11 protein-coding genes are annotated in these 17,626 nt (G+C 50.8%); 6 read left to right on the plus strand and 5 right to left on the minus strand.

The window, feature by feature from the left end; translation table 11 throughout:
- Nucleotides 1-46: 46 nt before the first annotated feature.
- On the minus strand, nt 47-1,696 hold the full coding sequence (locus tag K5621_RS01410) for a BamA/TamA family outer membrane protein (RefSeq protein WP_245003123.1): 1,650 nt from the start codon (nt 1,694-1,696) through the stop codon (nt 47-49).
- 156 nt (nt 1,697-1,852) lie between these two features.
- On the minus strand, nt 1,853-3,073 hold the full coding sequence (locus tag K5621_RS01415) for a threonine/serine exporter family protein (protein WP_025889321.1): 1,221 nt from the start codon (nt 3,071-3,073) through the stop codon (nt 1,853-1,855).
- 214 nt (nt 3,074-3,287) lie between these two features.
- Between K5621_RS01415 and K5621_RS01420 the strand changes: the two genes are divergently transcribed.
- Both K5621_RS01420 and K5621_RS01425 read left to right on the plus strand, forming a co-directional pair.
- Nucleotides 3,288-3,692 (plus strand): MAPEG family protein, encoded by a 405-nt coding sequence (locus K5621_RS01420; RefSeq protein WP_221050233.1) that lies wholly within the window; start codon nt 3,288-3,290, stop codon nt 3,690-3,692.
- A gap of 175 nt (nt 3,693-3,867) precedes the next feature.
- Nucleotides 3,868-6,222, plus strand: coding sequence for a YgiQ family radical SAM protein (locus K5621_RS01425; protein ID WP_221050234.1), 2,355 nt, complete (start codon nt 3,868-3,870; stop codon nt 6,220-6,222).
- A gap of 58 nt (nt 6,223-6,280) precedes the next feature.
- On the opposite strand, the gene K5621_RS01430 is transcribed toward K5621_RS01425, so the two are convergent.
- Nucleotides 6,281-6,892: a TetR/AcrR family transcriptional regulator gene (locus K5621_RS01430; RefSeq protein ID WP_221050235.1), complete on the minus strand. Its 612-nt coding sequence runs from the start codon at nt 6,890-6,892 to the stop codon at nt 6,281-6,283.
- A 559-nt stretch (nt 6,893-7,451) separates the two neighbouring features.
- On the opposite strand from K5621_RS01430, the gene K5621_RS01435 reads away from it, so the two are divergent.
- Nucleotides 7,452-8,909 (plus strand): MFS transporter, encoded by a 1,458-nt coding sequence (locus K5621_RS01435; protein ID WP_093981886.1) that lies wholly within the window; start codon nt 7,452-7,454, stop codon nt 8,907-8,909.
- Here K5621_RS01435 and K5621_RS01440 read toward each other — a convergent pair.
- Nucleotides 8,906-11,599 (minus strand): DEAD/DEAH box helicase, encoded by a 2,694-nt coding sequence (locus K5621_RS01440; protein WP_221050236.1) that lies wholly within the window; start codon nt 11,597-11,599, stop codon nt 8,906-8,908. The two genes, K5621_RS01435 and K5621_RS01440, sit on opposite strands and share 4 nt — an antisense overlap.
- A 295-nt stretch (nt 11,600-11,894) precedes the next feature.
- On the opposite strand from K5621_RS01440, the gene K5621_RS01445 reads away from it, so the two are divergent.
- The 3 genes from K5621_RS01445 to K5621_RS01455 are packed head-to-tail and all read left to right on the plus strand — an operon-like array spanning nt 11,895 to nt 16,183.
- Nucleotides 11,895-13,364, plus strand: coding sequence for a hypothetical protein (locus K5621_RS01445; protein WP_221050237.1), 1,470 nt, complete (start codon nt 11,895-11,897; stop codon nt 13,362-13,364).
- A gap of 8 nt (nt 13,365-13,372) precedes the next feature.
- Nucleotides 13,373-14,542, plus strand: a complete 1,170-nt coding sequence (locus tag K5621_RS01450) for an MBL fold metallo-hydrolase (protein WP_221050238.1) — start codon at nt 13,373-13,375, stop codon at nt 14,540-14,542.
- Nucleotides 14,543-14,560: 18 nt separating this feature from the next.
- Nucleotides 14,561-16,183 carry a GTP-binding protein gene (locus tag K5621_RS01455; protein WP_221050239.1) on the plus strand — a complete coding sequence of 541 codons (1,623 nt, stop codon included), beginning with the start codon at nt 14,561-14,563 and terminating at the stop codon, nt 16,181-16,183.
- Between the two features lie 225 nt (nt 16,184-16,408).
- Here the strand turns inward: K5621_RS01455 and K5621_RS01460 are convergent, their stop codons facing one another.
- Entirely contained in the window at nt 16,409-17,563 is a 1,155-nt protein-coding gene (locus K5621_RS01460; protein WP_221050240.1) for a porin, read from the minus strand.
- Nucleotides 17,564-17,626 lie beyond the last annotated feature (63 nt).

Below are 17,626 nucleotides of genomic sequence, written 5' to 3' on the forward strand. Positions count from 1 at the left end.
CCTTCAAGTTTAGTGCAGAGTTTGCCGCTGAGGTGGCAAAGTCAGCTTAGAAACTCTGCTTCACTTGAAAGCGCCACTCCCAGCCGTCCACTTCATCGCCCTGAGTAAAGGGCACGCTGAAATCGATATGGGCGACATGACCATAACTGGAGCGGGAAGAGTAAATTCTGGCACCTATACCGACAGAGCCTATGGGGCTTGAGACTTCGTTGTCATTGGCCATGGCACCACCAAAGGCCTGACCGACATCGATAAAGGCGGCCCAGCCCAATTCTGCCAGTTGGTAGAGGTTGATATTGGGGTAATAGCGGATTTCGCCGGTCAGCAGCCATTGATTGTCACCGTGCTGGTAGTCGTTGGGATAACCGCGAATGCCGGTTTCATCCCCCAGCGCAAAGGGACGGTCGATATAGTTGTTGTTGGAGTTGGATAGCCGCACCTTGGAGTAGGCGGTCCACTTGGGGGTGAACTTATAGAAATACTCGGCGGCAACATTCACTTGATAAAAGTCCCGTTGCCGGGTGGCCAGGGTGGCTTCACCGCCAAATGCCAGCAACAGCAGCTCCTTGCCTTCAAAATAGCCGCGGCTGCTGCGCCAGTTTAGGTGATAGCCAAGGTTGTCACTGTCTTTGGTTTCCAGCCCCAATTTAACGCTGTGATGCCAGCCGAGGTTGAAGTCTTCGTTATAGTTGACCAGGTGAATATTGGTGAGTACCCGAAAGTCATCCTGCAGGTACTCCCATTCTACCCAGGGGTAGAGAAAATCTCTGTCCTGAGGCAAGGGTTGCTGCGGATATTGAGGCAGGGCGTAAAAGCTGTGCTTATCCTGGGTAACTCCAAGGCGTAATCTTTGCCGGCTCTGGTTTTCTTTGGCGAACATAAAGCCCCAGTAGAGGTTGCGATAGCGGAGCTCTTCATTGAATTCGTTGATGTCGAGGCCGTTTTGGCGAATGGTGTCGGTTCTGTCTTCATCCAGATACTCGGCGCCGTAGGCTCGGGTGTCGTCCAGGGTATAGAAAGGCTTGTCGAAATACAGTTGTTTGGCCTGACCATCGCTGTTGTCATAGAAGTTGGCCGCCACAGTGGCATTTTTGATGATGTTCAGCGGCATTTCGAATGCCACCTTGTAGCCGGTTCTGTCCTCGTCGGATTGGTACTTCAAACGGGTGCGGATCCCCAGACCCAGAATATTGTCGTCTTTCAACCCGACAGAGAAGCTGTTGTTGCCGCCGCTGCGTCCCAGGCTGATGGTGGGCAGCAGCGACCATTGATCCCAGGTTTCTACCAGCAGGGTTTCACCATCAGGCTGTTGATCGGCGCTGGGGTCGGCCTTGACCACAGAGACCTTGGCGTCTCTGAGATAGGGCTCACGCCTGAGAATTCGCTGCGCTTCTTCCAACTGCCTTGGGGTCACTTCCTGCCCCTCCTGAATACTGAGGCGATTGAGGATCACCGACTCCCGGGTATTGATATGCAAGGCGTTGGCCCAATTGTGCAGGAAGATGGCATTCTTGGCAGACTCGTCGAAAATCGGGTTGCTGACCACCACAATTTTGCCAACCTTGAACCGCTCTGATAGTGGATTTTTGCCTTGGGAAGACGAGGTGGTGCCATTGCCTGCGGTGCCGGTTTCGGCCAAAACGGAGAGGCTGGCAAACAGAGTTGCCAGAAGCAAGACACTGCGGCTTGTTGCCATAGACTGCCTCCTCTCGGTAGTGAATATCGGGCTGATATTCACACTTCAATAACACAACCGAATGGGCGGTTAGTCAAGGCGACCGTCGAAATAAAGTAATGATTTAGCTTGTAATAAATTACCACCCTCCGGCGCGAATGCCCACGGCAGCTGTGTTTAGAGAGTATTTCTCGGCGGCACCACCACGTTGGAGAAGATAAGCCCGGCGATCAGTGACATAAAGATCAGAAAGATCTGCGACCCCAGATGCGACTGGTTCAACATGGTTTCACCCGAGATCAGCACATTGAGGCCGATATAGGTCTTGGAGCCAGGCACCAGGATGACTATCCCCTGCAGCAGGGCAATGGAGGCCGGTGCCTTCATCCAGCGGGCAAACAGGTTGGCGTAAATACCCACGGCCAGGGCGCCGAAGAAGATCCCCAGAGAATCCCCCAGATAGAGGCCGCCGAACATGGCGGAGAAGAAGGCCACAATACCGGCCAGTACGCCCCAGGGGGCATCTTTGAGCCTGGCCTTGAAGATAAACACCAGCGCCATGGAGAGGATGGGCACCGCCGACCAGATGGCCCAGCGAGGCAACGGCATGGGCTCAATATAGAGGGATTCGCCGAACAGGGCATTGCCTATTGCCACGCCGAGTACGGCGCCGAAGTAGAGTTTGAATAGCAGCATTACCGCATCCATGATCCTCATGGTGCCTGACATAAGATCCCTTGCCGCCAGTTCGGCCAGGCCCAGGGTTAGCGCCAGGCCGGGAATAAAGACGATGATCCCCGACAGCACCACCACGGGGATATTCAGCCCGGCATCCAGTTGCGCCAGGCCGCAGGCGGCGAAACCGGCCAGCATGGCGGCCAGGGGTTCCAGCAGTTCGGCCATCCTTCGCGAGCGTTCTGCGCTGAATACCAAGCCATAGACCAGCATGCCTATCAAGGCCGACCAGAACACATCATTCCAGCTGCTGCCCATCAGCATGGCAAAGGCGGCGGCCGAGGTGCCAAAGGCGCCCAGGGTTAACATTGGGCCATAGGGATTGGGCTTGTTGGCTATCTCATCCAGACGTTCCAGCGCTTCACTCAGGCTGCGTTGCCCCAGGCTCAGTTCCTGCACCAGGGCGTCGGTACGGGCCAGCGAACCCAGATCCAGCTCGCCGGGTTTGACTCTGGCAACATGGTTGTATTCCTGATCTGTATCGTGCTGCAGCACAAAGGTCATCGAAGTGGGGGAGATCAGAAAATAGCCTTCGATGCCGAGCGTCTTGGCCACTGTCTGCAAGTGGGTTTCGAGCCGATAAGCCGGAGTGCCGAACTTATGCAGAGCCTTACCCAACTTGATGATAAAACGGCGCTTTTCAATGAATTCTTGATTATCCACTCGGTTTCCCACTGTGCCCTTGGTTGGATGGACGGCTTTTGGCCCGCGCGGATTCTACAGCAAGGGGCCGAATCTGGTTAATGACATTTTAAAAATTATTTCCTTTATGTGAGCTTAAGTGCAAGCTTGTTGCGTTAAGGTTGATGTGCGCACCTGGGTTTTATGGGGCCAATAGAGGCTGAATAGAGAAGGTTAAAAAGGAGTGTTTGAAATTATGTCATTGTTTATATCGGGTTTTTATGCCGCCTTGACGGGGCTTTTGGTCTTGGCTTTGGCCTACCGGGTGGTAGGGCTGCGCCGTACTTACAAGATAGGCCTAGGCGATGGTGGTAACGATGCACTGTATCTGGCCAACCGGGTGCACGGTAACCTGCTGGAAAATGCCCCGATAGCCTTGCTGCTTTTAGTGCTGGCCGAAGCCAACGGCATGGCCGGCGTTTGGTTACATCTACTGGGGACGATTTGGCTGGTGGCCAGATTGCTGCATGCCATAGGTCTGACCCAGGGCAAGGGCGGTTACCACCCGGGCCGATTCCTCGGCACCTTGTTCACCTGGATAAGCATACTTGTGCTGGCGCTGTTTAACCTCTGGCAGTATGTGGGGCGCTTGCTGCTCTGAGCCCACGAGAAGCCACAATCCAAGTGGGGCCTTGGCTTGCAGGCACAAGCAAGGGGCACAAATAGTCGGTAGTTGGTGAAAAATCAGTCACACTTAACCCGGCTAGCCTGTTATACTCCGCGGCCCTGAGGCAGCGTGGCTGCCGTGTGTCGAATCCTCTGATGGTCAGTCTCAAATGCAAGTCGAATCCAGCTTATTTCAGTATCCCAAGTATTGGGCCGAGTGTTACGGCACGGCTCCCTTTCTGCCCATGTCCCGTAAGGAGATGGAACAACTGGGATGGGACAGCTGTGATGTGATCCTGGTGACAGGTGATGCCTATGTGGATCACCCCAGTTTCGGCATGGCGGTGATTGGCCGTTTGCTGGAAGCGCAGGGATTCAGAGTGGGGATCATCTCGCAACCGGATTGGTCCAGCAAAGAGGCCTTTATGAGCCTGGGTAAACCGAATCTGTTTTTCGGGGTCACTGCAGGCAATATGGATTCGATGATCAACCGTTATACGGCCGATCGTAAACTGCGCCACGACGATGCCTATACCCCGGGCAATGAAGGCGGCAAGCGCCCGGATCGCGCCGTGACTGTTTATACCCAGCGCTGTAAGGAAGCCTTTAAAGAGGTGCCCGTGGTCATAGGCGGTATCGAGGCCAGCCTGCGGCGGATTGCCCACTATGACTATTGGTCCGACAAAGTGCGCCGCAGTGTGATTTTTGATGCCAAGGCCGACATTCTGATCTATGGCAATGCCGAGCGGCCGCTGGTGGAAGTGGCGCATCGTCTCGCCAAGGGTGAAACCATGGCGCAGATGCAGAATATCCGCGGCACAGCGGTTATCCGAAAAGAGCCACTGCCAGAATGGCGCGGCATGGACTCGCGCAAGATAGATCAGTTGCACAAAATTGACCCTATCCCCAATCCCTATGGCGCCGACGATGTCGGCTGCCAGAATTTGTCCGGGCCATCCGACAAGAAGATCTTCGATAACGACGCACCCAAGCCCATCAGTGTGCAGCCACCCAAGCCAAGACCCTGGGAGCAGACCTATGTGTTGCTGCCGGCCTTCGAGCGGGTGAGTGAAGACAGATACCTATATGCCCATGCATCGAGGATTTTGCATCAGGAGCAAAACCCAGGTTGTGCCAGAGCCCTGTTCCAGCCCCACGGCGACCGTGGTGTTTGGGTTAACCCACCGGCCTGGCCGCTCAACACAGATGAGATGGATGCGGTATTCGACTTACCTTACGCCAGGGTGCCACACCCGGTTTACGGCAAGGCCAAGATCCCGGCCTACGACATGATCAAGACCTCAATCAATATCATGCGAGGCTGTTTCGGTGGCTGCTCATTTTGTTCGATAACCGAGCATGAAGGGCGGATTATCCAGAGCCGCTCGAAAGAATCTATTATCAAAGAAATTAAAGATATACAGCAGAAAGTGCCCGGCTTTACCGGGGTGATTTCCGATCTCGGTGGCCCAACGGCCAACATGTATCGTCTCGGCTGCAAGAGCGAAAAGGCCGAAAAAACCTGTCGGCGCTTATCCTGTGTCTTTCCCGGCATCTGTGGCCATTTGGACACAGATCATCAGCACACCATAGATCTTTACCGCGCCGCCCGGGATGTTCCCGGGATCAAGAAGGTGCTGATCGCCTCCGGCGTGCGTTATGACCTGGCGATTGAAGATCCGCGTTACGTTAAAGAGCTGGCCAAGCACCATGTGGGTGGCTATCTCAAAATAGCACCGGAACATACCGAAGAGGGGCCTTTATCCAAGATGATGAAGCCAGGTATGGGCACCTACGACAAGTTCAAGGAGCTGTTCGACCAATACTCGGCCGAAGCGGGTAAGCAGCAGTATCTGATCCCCTATTTTATTTCGGCTCACCCGGGCACCACGGACGAGGACATGCTCAACCTGGCGCTGTGGCTCAAAGAGCGTAAGTTCAAACTGGATCAGGTGCAGAACTTCTACCCATCGCCTATGGCCAACGCCACGACCATCTACCACACAGAGCTGAACTCGTTGAAAAACGTCAAACACAGCAGCGAACAGGTGCCGGTGGCCAAGAAGGGGCGCCAGCGGCGACTGCACAAGGCCTTGCTGCGTTACCACGACAGCGCAGGTTGGCCGCTGATCCGCGAGGCGCTTATCGCCATGGGGAAACAGCATCTTATCGGCACTGGGCCACAGCATCTGGTGCCCCCGGAAGGCCGCGCCGAAGCCTGGGCCGGTAAGCATAACCGCAAGGGGGCCGACAAGGGCCGCCAGGGACTCACCCGTTTCAGCGACAATCAGTTTGCAGAGCGCAGCGGCAAAGCTGCCAAGGGTAAGTCCACTGAAGGGGCCAAAGGCGGTAACAAGGCCGGAAAAGGCAAGGGCGGCGACCACACAACAACAGGCAAACCGGCAACAGCTAAAGGCTCCAAGCCCGGCAGTGGCAAAGCCAGACCCGGTGCCAGGCCCGTCTTTGGCCATACCCAGAGCCATACTCAGGGTAAAAGCCAGGGCCAGAGTAAGAAATCAAAGTAAAAACCCAAGACGATAGAGGGCGCTAGCAAGCCTTTGTTCTAAACAAGGGCTGCGTAGGCTAACAGCCCAGCAGACGCCGGAATTCCAGTGACAGATCTTCGCCGAGTTGTTGCGCCATCGCTTGGCGGTCCTTGATGCCGTTATGCATGGCGTTGTCTACCGCGCCATGCATGCCGTGATAGAGGATGATGGCGCTCAGCTCTGGCCTTTCCAACTGCCAGGCGCCATGGCGCTTGCCGCTTAGCAAAAGCTCAATAATCTGCGCCAACACCCGATCCCGCTCGCTGTTGCCGTGACCGTGGTAATAGTTGTCATGGAAGAGCAGGTCGTGCAGCTCTATACCGGCCAGATAGGCGTTGACACTGGCCCGGCACCAAACATCCAGTCGTGTCGGCCAGTCATGGCTATCGCAGGCATCCATTGCCAGTTGCACCTGCTCGACAAAATGCCGGCTAAAGCGTTGCCGCAGAGCCGAGAGTATCTCCGGCTTGGCATTGAAGTAGTGGTAAAAAGTCCCCTTGGCGACCTTGGCCTCGCGCACTATGTCGCTGACTGTAGTGGCTTCAAACCCCTTCTCAATAAATAACTTCTGTGCCGCATCCATGAGTTCATCGAGACGAACCTCTGCCGGTTTAGTGCGTGGAGCTCCCGGGGTGCTGTTATTTGTCATTAGCCATACCACTCAATATAAGAAGTTTGATCTGCCAGGAAACTGCGTCGGCCAGGATAATGTTTTTCTTGGCCGATTGGCCGCCAAATTCTTTCATACTCGCCGAGTGAATCAAGCCCCTGTGCATTAGGAAGGTGCGAATAAGTCCTCGTGGCCTTCTCTTTTGTAGAGAGTGGCTGACACCGTAATTGGCGTTCAAGGCATCTGACTGAAGGCATGCCAGGGCCTGTCGAAGTCGGATAACGCAGAGAGCCGGTTGCTGTGAAAGCCCCGAAGGGCGTGGTTTACAGGCCTGCCTGCTGTGTTGTGCTTCTTGCAAAGGACTAGGGCCATTTGCTGCGAACCACGCCTTGCATCCAAGCCAGTAAGCCGACGCAGAGCACACATGGGATTTGTTCGCACCTTCCTTAGGTCAGAATCGGCATTCATCCTACCTAAAGTGCTGATCCAAGGCCAGATGCCGGCCATCCAGTGATTGTAAATGCAATTGACCGACGGTCGGTCGAAATTTATATTGAGAATTATTCTCAATAACAACTGAGCTTCAAGGAGGAACAGCATGTCTTCTCTGCGTCAGGTCGCTCTGCTTGCGGCCATCTGTCTGGGCACTTTTATGGCGACTCTGGATATCAGCATAGTCAATGTCGCCTTGCCGACCATGAAACAGGAGTTGGCAATCAGCATGGCGGATTCCCAATGGGTGGTGAACGCCTATGCCCTGTGTTTATCGGCTTTAATTCTTTCTTCCGGGCCGCTGGGGGACCGTTTTGGCCGCAAGTTGTTGTGGCTCTGCGGGGTCGTGCTGTTCACTCTGGGTTCAATCGCCTGCGCCATGGCAGACTCTCTGTGGCTGTTGCTCCTGGGAAGGGGGATTCAAGGGATTGCCGGTGCCGCCGTTATCCCGGGAGCCCTGTCTCTGTTGACCCACGCCTTTTCTGACGTTGGCGCCCGCACCCGCGCGATAGGCATCTGGTCATCGGTCAGCGCCCTGTCTCTGATACTGGGGCCGATAGTCGGCGGTTTGCTGGTGCAGCATGTGGGTTGGCAGAGCATTTTCTGGATCAATGTCCCCATAGGCATAATCGCATTACTGCTGGGGGCTTGGGGGCTGGACGAGAGTGCCGACCCGGAACAGGCGGCACTGGATTTTGCCGGGCAGTTGCTCAGCATACTCTTCCTTGGGGGACTGACCTATGGCCTTATCGGCTTGGGTGAGCATGATTGGTTGAGTTATCACACCTTGGTGCCGCTGCTGTTGGCCGCCATTTTGTTTGCGGTCTTTATCCGGGTTGAACTTAAGGCGCCGCGGCCACTGCTGCCGCTGAAGTTGTTTCGGCAGCGGGACTTTGGTTGCTATAACTCGGCTTCTTTTGTGTTGGGCTTTTCTGCCTACAGCAGCGTGTTTTTTATGTCGCTGTTTTTTCAGGAAGCGCAGCGTTGGGATGCCGCCGAGGCCGGTTGGCGGATGGCGCCCGAGTTTATCGCTATGGCTGTGGCGGCCATGGGGTTTGGCCGCCTGGCGGCGAACTTTGGAGTCAGGCGACTGATGAGTCTGGGGTATGGATTGATGGCTTTGGCGCTCATGTTGCTGTCAAACCTGCAAGCGGAAACGGCTTATTTTCTGACGGCGGGCTATCTTGCCCTGCTTGGTTTGGGAATGGGGCTAGCGGTACCGGCAACCAGTGAGCTGGTGATGGCCAGTGTCGGGGCTCAGCGCTCGGGCATGGCTTCGGCCACCATGAATGCCGTGAGGCAGACGGGTATGACCTTGGGGATCGCCCTCTTGGGCACCTTGATGAGCCGGGTCATCTACACGGCCAAAGAGACTGAAAGTGGGGGACAGTTTGATCCGAGTGGGATAGCAGCGATAAATCATCAGGCGGTTGCCGCCGGCTTTGGGGTCGCTATGTTTTGGGCCGGCGTGCTTTGTTTGGGGATGACCTTATGGTTACTGCTGCTGCGTCATCCCCGTTTGGGTTCGCTTGCGGCCGCCAAAACCGCTTCTGATGATTGTTAACTCTGGGGTTCCCGAGTCAGCTTACTGCGAATGCGCTCGATACAGGCACCGGGATTCTGCAACCAGAGTCCATAGCTGATGGGCAACATGGGCACCTTGGCCCGCTGCAGTATCTTGTATGTGTCCAGTTCAAAAAAGTCCATCCAGGGGCCGGGAAAGCCGATGAGATCCAGCGCCAGATACTCGCCCTGCCAGCGGCAGAGGATATCCACCTCTGTGCCGGCTATCTCATAGCCCGGCCAGGTTTCGATATTGTGCCCGGCCAAGGCGTCACAAAGCTGGCGCTGAAACTGATCCAACTGGTCATTTTGCCTGTGCCGAGCATTGAATTGACGGCTGGATTCCAGATAGCGGCGCAGCAGTGAGTTGCTCGGCAGCTCTTGGGCCGCTACCGAAACAAACAGGTGCTGTTGTTCCCTGGCGCGGGTAATGGCTACATTGAACACATCTTCGCGGTTGAGATATACCGCGGCTCTCTTGCTCTGTGGGTCAACGGCGAAGGAGAGATACATAATGTCGCGCTCCTCCCCCTGAAAACCGAAGGGGGTGTCGGCCCGCAGGCGATACTTTTCCAGCTCGGTGGCGGAAAACTGTTTGAACAAAGCATCGGCCAGCGCATCGGCCTGAGCCCTAAAAGGCGATAACACTCCCAGCGACTTGGTCATTCCCGCTTGTTCGCAGCTGTCTATCTGCTGCCTTATCAGGTTGCACAGTGCACTGATTTCAGCCTGGTTGACTCCCTGTTCACTGCGCTCGCCCATCACTGAGTGCAGATGCAGATGGCCGCTGCTGGTACAGGGTCTGTGCTGCATTATCCGCAGCCGCTGCTGATAAAACTGCGAGTTGCTGAAGCTGATAAGCTCGGGAGCGCTGCGAAAGTGCTCATCGAGAAAGGCGACCTGCTGCTGGGAGGCTATCTGCTCGGCCACCAGATCCAAAATCGATTTATCGCGATAGCTGCAGATGCCGGATTGCGCTGTGGACACGCCATGCAGTTGTTGCAACGCCAGCTCTTTGCTGCGGGACAGGAAAGAGATATGCCTGAGCTGCTTGCCATCGCCGACCACCAGTGCCCGTTTGGCCCGAAACAGTGCCGGTAAGGCGCTGGTGATATTGCTCTGGCTGGCTTCATCGAAGATAACCAGATCGAATAGCTCCCGCTGCAACGGCAACACCTTGTGAAGGGTGTTGAGGCTCACCAGCCAGATGGGAAACGCCTGTTGCAACACCTGGTAATCCAAGGTATCGAACAGCGCAAACTGCCGTTGTGAGGTGCGGGAACGAATCGCTTGATTGAAAGTTTGCAGCTGTTGCCTGTGGTTGTTCAGCAAGCCGGCGACCCGGCTGGCTTTGACATTTTGCAGCAACTTGGCCGCCAGCGCCTCTTTGGTTGTCAGGCTATCGTTCAACTCATCCAGGGTGTCCCAATGTTGGCTCAGGTTCTCCATGCTGTGGCCAAACAGAGCAAGATAGAGCTGCAACAACCAGCGCTGCTGTGAGCGTTCCAGTTTGTGCAGCCTTTGACCGCGGCGAATGGCGCGGCGTAAAAATCGCAGCAGCCGGCGTTCTGAGTTGTCCAGTTGCCGGTTCAATAAATTGAGCTGGCTTTCCAACTGCCGCGGGGGTGTGTGCTCAAGTGAATGATAGCCGTCCAGCAGATTGCTGAGATAATCCTTGAGCTGTTTCAGGAAGGCCTTTTGTCCCGCCCGCAGGCTGATGTCCTTGAGCCCGAACTGACTCTCAAGCTTGTCGTTAATGACATCGAGCGCATGTTCGTTGTTGGCAACGATCAGCACAGACTCGCCCCGGGCCATATGTTCGGTCGCGACGGCGGCTATGGTATAACTCTTGCCGGTTCCCGGCGGCCCGACAACGCAGCCAAGACTGTGGCCGGCGCCTATCTCCAGCACTTGCTGCTGTGCCCGGGACAAGAGGCAGGGCAGGTACTGGCTTTTGAGGCGGCGCTTGGCTTCGGTCTTGGGTGGCAGTTGTGTTCCCATCAGATTCTGCAGCGGCGCCGAGAGTTCGGCCGCATTCATCATGGCAGAGATCTCATGCAGAATGCCGCGACTGGCGCTGGGGCGTTTCAGAAACACCAGCGCTGATGCCGGCACCAGAGTTAACTTACGCTTGCGGGTCAGGCGGGCGAGGCTGTCATAGCCTGTCAGTTTGGGGAATCCCAGCAGCCCAAGGGCATCTATGTTCTGGTGGCTTTGGCTCAACAGCGAGGTCCAGCTGTCGGGGCGCTCGGGAGCGAAGATGGCATCAAAGCCGGCTTCCATACTGTCTTCCGGCAGCAACAGCCGCAGCAAGGGTTCGTTAATCTGCAGTGCCCCCTCTTTGAGGGAAACATAGAAGCTGCCGTCATCCTCTTCCAACTGGGCTTCTTTAAAAACCAGAGGGCTGAGTATAGTGCGGGTCTGCCCCTCTTCCTTTAACTGGCCGACCACGAAATGGGAAACGTAAAGCAGTTGGCGCTCGCGCTGGTACATGGCGATTCTGGGCAGGAGCTGCGCCCCGGCTTCTTGGGCGATTGGCTGTCTTGGCAGGAAGCCTGAAAGCAGCGAATCCTCGCCCTCAATAAATAGCCTGTCTTCCTGGTTTAGTTTGCCAAGGTGCCACAGATTAAGGTCGACACAATCTTCCTTATAGCAATCCTGGTAGTAAGCGAGTAATGGTTTGGCGGGCATGACCTTGGCTACTTTTTTGCGTTGGCGCGGCTGCGTCCACTGAAGCCGCGGGATGGCAAGTATCCTAACGGTTTAGGCTTAAGCTTTCCAGAACTTGCTTTTTGAATATAAGTCATATTTCTTCATTGTTCTGGGCTAAATATAACGGCAGAGTAAAAAATAAAAAATAAAAAATAAAAAATAAAAATAAGTTGAGCCTGTTTTTATTCATAAAATTTTAAACATTGCTATTTTACCCCTTGCTAAATTGATCTTTATATATCTTTGTGATAGGTGGCTCATTACTGTTGTTTGTGTGACAGTTGTCACAGAATCTTTATTTTTAAAGCATAGATTGGTTATTGAAATTAATTATTTAATTTTAGAGGTTTTTATGGAAAGTAAGTTTTGTAAAACCTATTTGCAAGGTTTGAATTTGGCACCAAGATGGTCACCTCTAATATCTTTATTAGTCAATACTGTTTTTACATTGCTAATATTTGCAATAACTTGGTGGATTTTTCAAGATCCTCGCGGTGTATTTAGACTGTATACGCCTTATGTTGGTTACATGTATTGTCGCTGGATACTAATTGCCATATTGTTAGTGTCCTATGTTTTTGATTATTGGCCATTTAAATACGAATGGCTTGATGATACTCATCCAATATTAAAGGGCGCTATTCTAACATTGTTAACTTATCTTCTGGTCGTTTTGATTACTGATGGTTTCTTTAAACTATTTCTTGGACAGTATGGCATTACATACTTTTCTCCACAAAGAATGACTGAGTTAGGTATTACCGAGTTTTATGCAGTAGAGTATGCGAGCACAGCTATAATGATGTTTGCTGTTATTGCATCATGGTTGGCACCTAGTTGGGTGGCGGCATGTGATTATGCTCCTTGGCAAAATATGTCGCGATTTGGTCGAGGTATGAGCGTCAGTTTGCTAATTTTCTTCCTGAGTTTAATCATTTACTTGGTTACCATGCATTCACACATGGCTATACTTTATTATCCTTGGCAAGAATTTACAGCGATAACTCCTCCGTATTGGGAGCAATTTGCCAATACAGTGTCTGGTAACTTTCATATTGCTTGGATAATGTGTTGTACTGTTGTTGTTTGGCTATATGAGTTCACTTTCGAAAAGTATCCGTTCTGTTATATAAAAATAGCTTGGTTACGCAGGGTTAGTGCCTTTTTAGGTATTGTATTTATGGCTGTGTGTCTATGCTTCTTCTTGTATTATGTTCAAGAGTTAGCTTGGGGCGAGGCGATTCGTGGTACCAGGCGTCAAGACGCACCTGACTGGCGTTGGTTACATGTTGGTGAAATGGCAATATTCTGGTTGGTGCCATCGTTATATATTGCCTTTTATTGTAATAATTGGCCTAACAGCATTAGTAATCAACCTCTTAGAATACTTGTTAGGACTGTTGTGACTATTATTGCGAGTATTGCAATATACATGCTTTATTACCGTTATGCTCATGACTTTTTAGGTACTCAAAAAGGATACTCTCATCCTCAGCAATTTCCTATGATCCCAATGATATGGTTAATAAATATATTTTTAATTAACTATCTTTTTATGGATAAATGGCCTGGTTGGAAGCGAGTTCCTCATAAGTTGGAAGTTGGCGAGCAATTTGAAGTTTATCAAAGTCCAGCTAGTTTTTGGAAGGGGGTTATTCTTGGTGGTGTCTTGGGTGGGATAATTTACTTCTGCGTAATATACATTATTCCAGTGTTTAGTAAGAGCATTAATTTGATACCTTAGGAGGCATTATGTTTTCGGTTAATCGCAGAGATTTTGTGAAAGGTGTTGCTACTGGGATCGGTATTAGTGCTTTTGCTTTTATGGGCTTGTACTCATATTCGCCACTATCTAGAAGTCAACTTCCTAAAACTGTTAGAAAACAATTCGACTTTGGTAGTTGTCAAGGCGTTAAAGTCACTTGCATCTCTGAAACAAGCTGGTTTGACAATAGCGTCTTGATGAAGGATATACATGATGCTGGTGGTTTGTTGGTAAACCAATATGATTTTAACTGGCCTCCATTTGGAAATGGTAAGGGGATAGCGAAGGGCAGCTATTCTGAAGGTATTGAAAAAATAAAGCACTTGCTGCCTGAAAGAGTAAATGAAGCTTGGGAATTAACTGAGACTTTGTCTATCAATTCTGATAATCCTGGTGGCTTTTCAGCCTTAGTTGAAGTTCTTGATAATGATGGGGTTAATCATAAGTATCTACTCGATTGTGGTTGGTCATATGCTTGGATGGACGAATGTTTCCAGCGTGAAGGCATTGATAAAATGTTGGCTGATGGCGAGATTGAAGCATTGATATTTTCGCATGAACATTTTGACCACTTTTGGGGGTTGCCCGTAGCTCTTAAATATCGAAGAGACATCCCGATATATGTTCCGCATGGATTTTATGAAGAGGGTTTTAAATATATCAAGGATTCAGGTCATTCAGGCGATGTGATAGAGATCAAGGACGAAGTGAGTGAATTTATTCCAGGGATGGTATTGATGCACTTTGGTGTGCCTATTATTTGTCGTACATATGGTGAGATGTCAATGGCTTTTAATGTTGCTGGCAAAGGATTGGTTATCGTTTCTGGTTGTTGTCATCAAGGTATTATTCAACTGACGGATTCTGCGTATAGATTGCTTAAATATGATAAGGATCAATTTCATGGGTTATATGGTGGGTTACATATTTCACCATTTGAGGATTGGGATCCTAAATATGATGATCTGGTTATCTCATTACAAGATTGGAACTTTGAGAAAATTGGGTGCAACCATTGTACAGGCATTATGACAGCCAATAAATTGCTAGATCGTGGCTACCCTTTGGTTAAGGGGACGGCAAAAAACAGATCGAAAAGTAAAGCTTATCTTGGAAATGGTGACAATATAGGGTTTGGTGTTTATGAAAATGCTTAATAGTAATTTGGGGGTATTATGAAAGTCCCCTTTTGCCCTTCAAGTCTTTGGAATGACCCTAAGGTCTTGCTTCAGTTCTTTAGCGGACTATTGTTGTATTGTTCTCACGATAGGAAGCTTAAGCAAGCTTTAGGTTGGAAGGGAATAAATCAAGTTAAGGGGAGAGCCAATTCATGGGTCTGCCAGCTTTACAATGATGAAGGATTTTATGGTATTACTTTAGCTGAAAGAAAACTGTTAGATAAATATTGTTGGATTACTTTTGATGTCTATTATTTCCCAGAACCCAATGCTAGTGTTTTGGAGCAGATGCCATTTGCCGCACTATACCTCTCTCAGCTTGTGGACTACTCAAGTAAAATTCGTAGTTTCTGCTTTGATGAAACCATGAAATCCCTTTTCCAAATTGGCAGGTTTACACTTATTTTAAATAGGTTTGATAATGAAGTAGAGTTGGATCTTTCTTTTTGCGAACTGGTTGCAATTGAAGCGCCAAAAAGTTTTTGTCGTTCAGAGTATGCGAAGTTTTTGATTGATGGTAAATATGAGGCTTTATATTCAGTATTGAATAATATCAATCGTTTTTGCCAAACTTTAGTTCCTTCTATAACTCGTCTAACAGGTTTTCCTATTCACAGCATATGTCAGTCGGATAATAATCGCCGCGTTATTTGGCTTGATGGTGCCGTAGGGTTAGAGTCTGTGCCTAGTTGGGCAATAGTACCTTCAGTTGACAGGGTGAAATTTAAACCATCTTTACTTATTGTTAGTGGCTTTCTAGGCTCGGGGAAAACTAGTTTTATAAATGAATATATAGAGGCTCAAAATCGTTTAGGACAATTTGTTGCTGTAATTCAAAACGAAATTGGCACAAAGGGTTTAGATAAGCATTTAATGGTTGATGACTTTGCTGTTGTTACATTGGACGATGGCTGTGTTTGTTGCTCTATTAGTGGAAATGTTGAAAGTGCCATATCGAAAATTTGTAAAAAATTTCACCCTGAGTATATTGTTCTAGAATGTAGTGGTGTAGCCAATCCTATGAACCTATTGAGTGAACAGGATACGTTACACCATCTTGTTAATATTTTAGGTGTGGTAACCATTGTTGATACAATTTCTTTAAGTAAGTTATTGGGTAAATCGAATTTGGCCATGAGTCAAGTTTGCGTCGCGGATATTGTCTTGTTGAATCATGCGTCTGAAGTGAGTGAAGGTTTTTTAAAAAGTGTTAGGGATGAAATAGGTTTGATTAACCCTAATGCATCTATGATATCTTGCGATTATGGGCGGGTACATCCAAATGAGTTAGTGTTCAATAGTAGATGTATCAAAACTCCAATCACCTCGAATCATAATGATGATGGTCTCAAGGTCGTAAATATTACCCCTTATAATGATATTTCACCTGAAAGGTTTCGAGATCTCATAAGCCAAGTCGGAAGTGGTATGGTTCGTTGTAAGGGATATATTGGATGGGAACATGAATACATTGTTCAAGCTACTGCGACACATTTTGAAACTTTAGAGCGTGAGCTCGCATGCAAACCATTTTTAATGGTAGCTGGTTATGATTTGGATGCCGATGCTTTAAGTTGTCTGGGGGTGGTGCAAACAGACAGTAAGTCTCTGACCGTTTAAAGTGTGTGGTTCTTAACATCGCGCCGTTTTTCCTCTGGTGACCAGCCTTAGCAGTCCTATCCAGGGGGCAGGGCAAAGCAATTGTAGCTGGAGAGTTCATTAGATAACTTTTTCGGTTACAAAAAAAACCACCCTGGAAGGAAGTGGGATCAGGGTGGCCGAGCGTGCCTGGCAAAAAGGGTACTGCCAGCAATGGAGCGGGAGTGTGCCGCTATAGAAGTTCAGTTAAAAGAAGTAGTTGATCCCCACGGCGAAGTTATTGTCCTGGGCGGCATCTTCGGCCGGGTCATCCATGTCGCTGAAGTCCAGCTTGGCCTCAAAGAACATCACTGTGTCTCTGCTGTATCTGTAGTGCAGACCCAGCATGGCAAATTGGCGACGCCAGTTCCCTTGAATGGCGCTGTGCTGATCTGTATCCAGATCCAGGTAGCTCAACATGGCAATGGGCACAAAGCCGTTGTCGTATTGGTAGGCCACCATCAGCTCGGCGCCGGTGGCGTCGTACAGTTCACCGCCAACCAGTTCGTTGTTGTCACTCTTGTGGGCGTTGAAACCCACATACAAACCGCTGGCTTCACGGTTGGCTGCATAGTGATAATAGTCGCCATACATGGCACCTATGCCTACTATCTGGTTGGTCACCTTGAGTTCGCTACCTTCCAGGTGGCCATCGATATCACCACGGTTGAAGCCAGCCAGCAGTTTGAACTTGTCAGTGACGCTGTAGGTCAGGCTGGCACCGTAGCTGGAATCAAAGTCCAGTTCAGAGTTGGCCAGTGGTTCGCCGTTGCTGTCCTGTACCGAGACCTCACCATCTTGCTTGGCGGCGTATTGCAGTGCCAGATGCAGCGGGCCAAAGTCATTGCGGTACTGGAATGCGGCATCGGCGCGCCCGGTACCCGTCAGACCACCATCACCGAAGGTGTAAGCACCGACGGCATAACCGGCCACGACATTGGGTAAGTCTGTGGTACCGGCCACGTCATAATAGGCGCCCCACTGCTTCCCGAAGGTCAGGCTACCCCAGGTATCGTGGGACAGGCCGACATAACCCAGGCGGTTGTTGAGGAAGTCATCGGTTTTCTCGGCGGCGAGTCTGCCGCCCTGTAGCACCAGATTGTCATCACTGGTGACCATGTTGATGCCCCATTCGGTGACGGCATAGGCGGTCCAGCCGTTGCGCTCTTTACGCTCGAAGCTCAAACGTATCCTTGACGTGTCGTCAATCACTGAGGTCTCGTGGCCATCATTGTAGGCGGCGAAACCCAGCCAGCCGCTGATGCCAAAGCTATTGGTATCATCCTTGTACAGCTCGATTGCCTGGGCTGAGCCGCAGAGCAGCAGCGCAGGGATTGCCAGCGCCAGTATTGTCTTGTTCATAGTCCACCTCATCCAATATTGTTATTGATTTAATTTGGGGTGGGCGCGCACGCCGGGGAGTGC

The organism is Shewanella carassii, from assembly GCF_019670705.1.
GTDB lineage: Bacteria > Pseudomonadota > Gammaproteobacteria > Enterobacterales > Shewanellaceae > Shewanella > Shewanella carassii.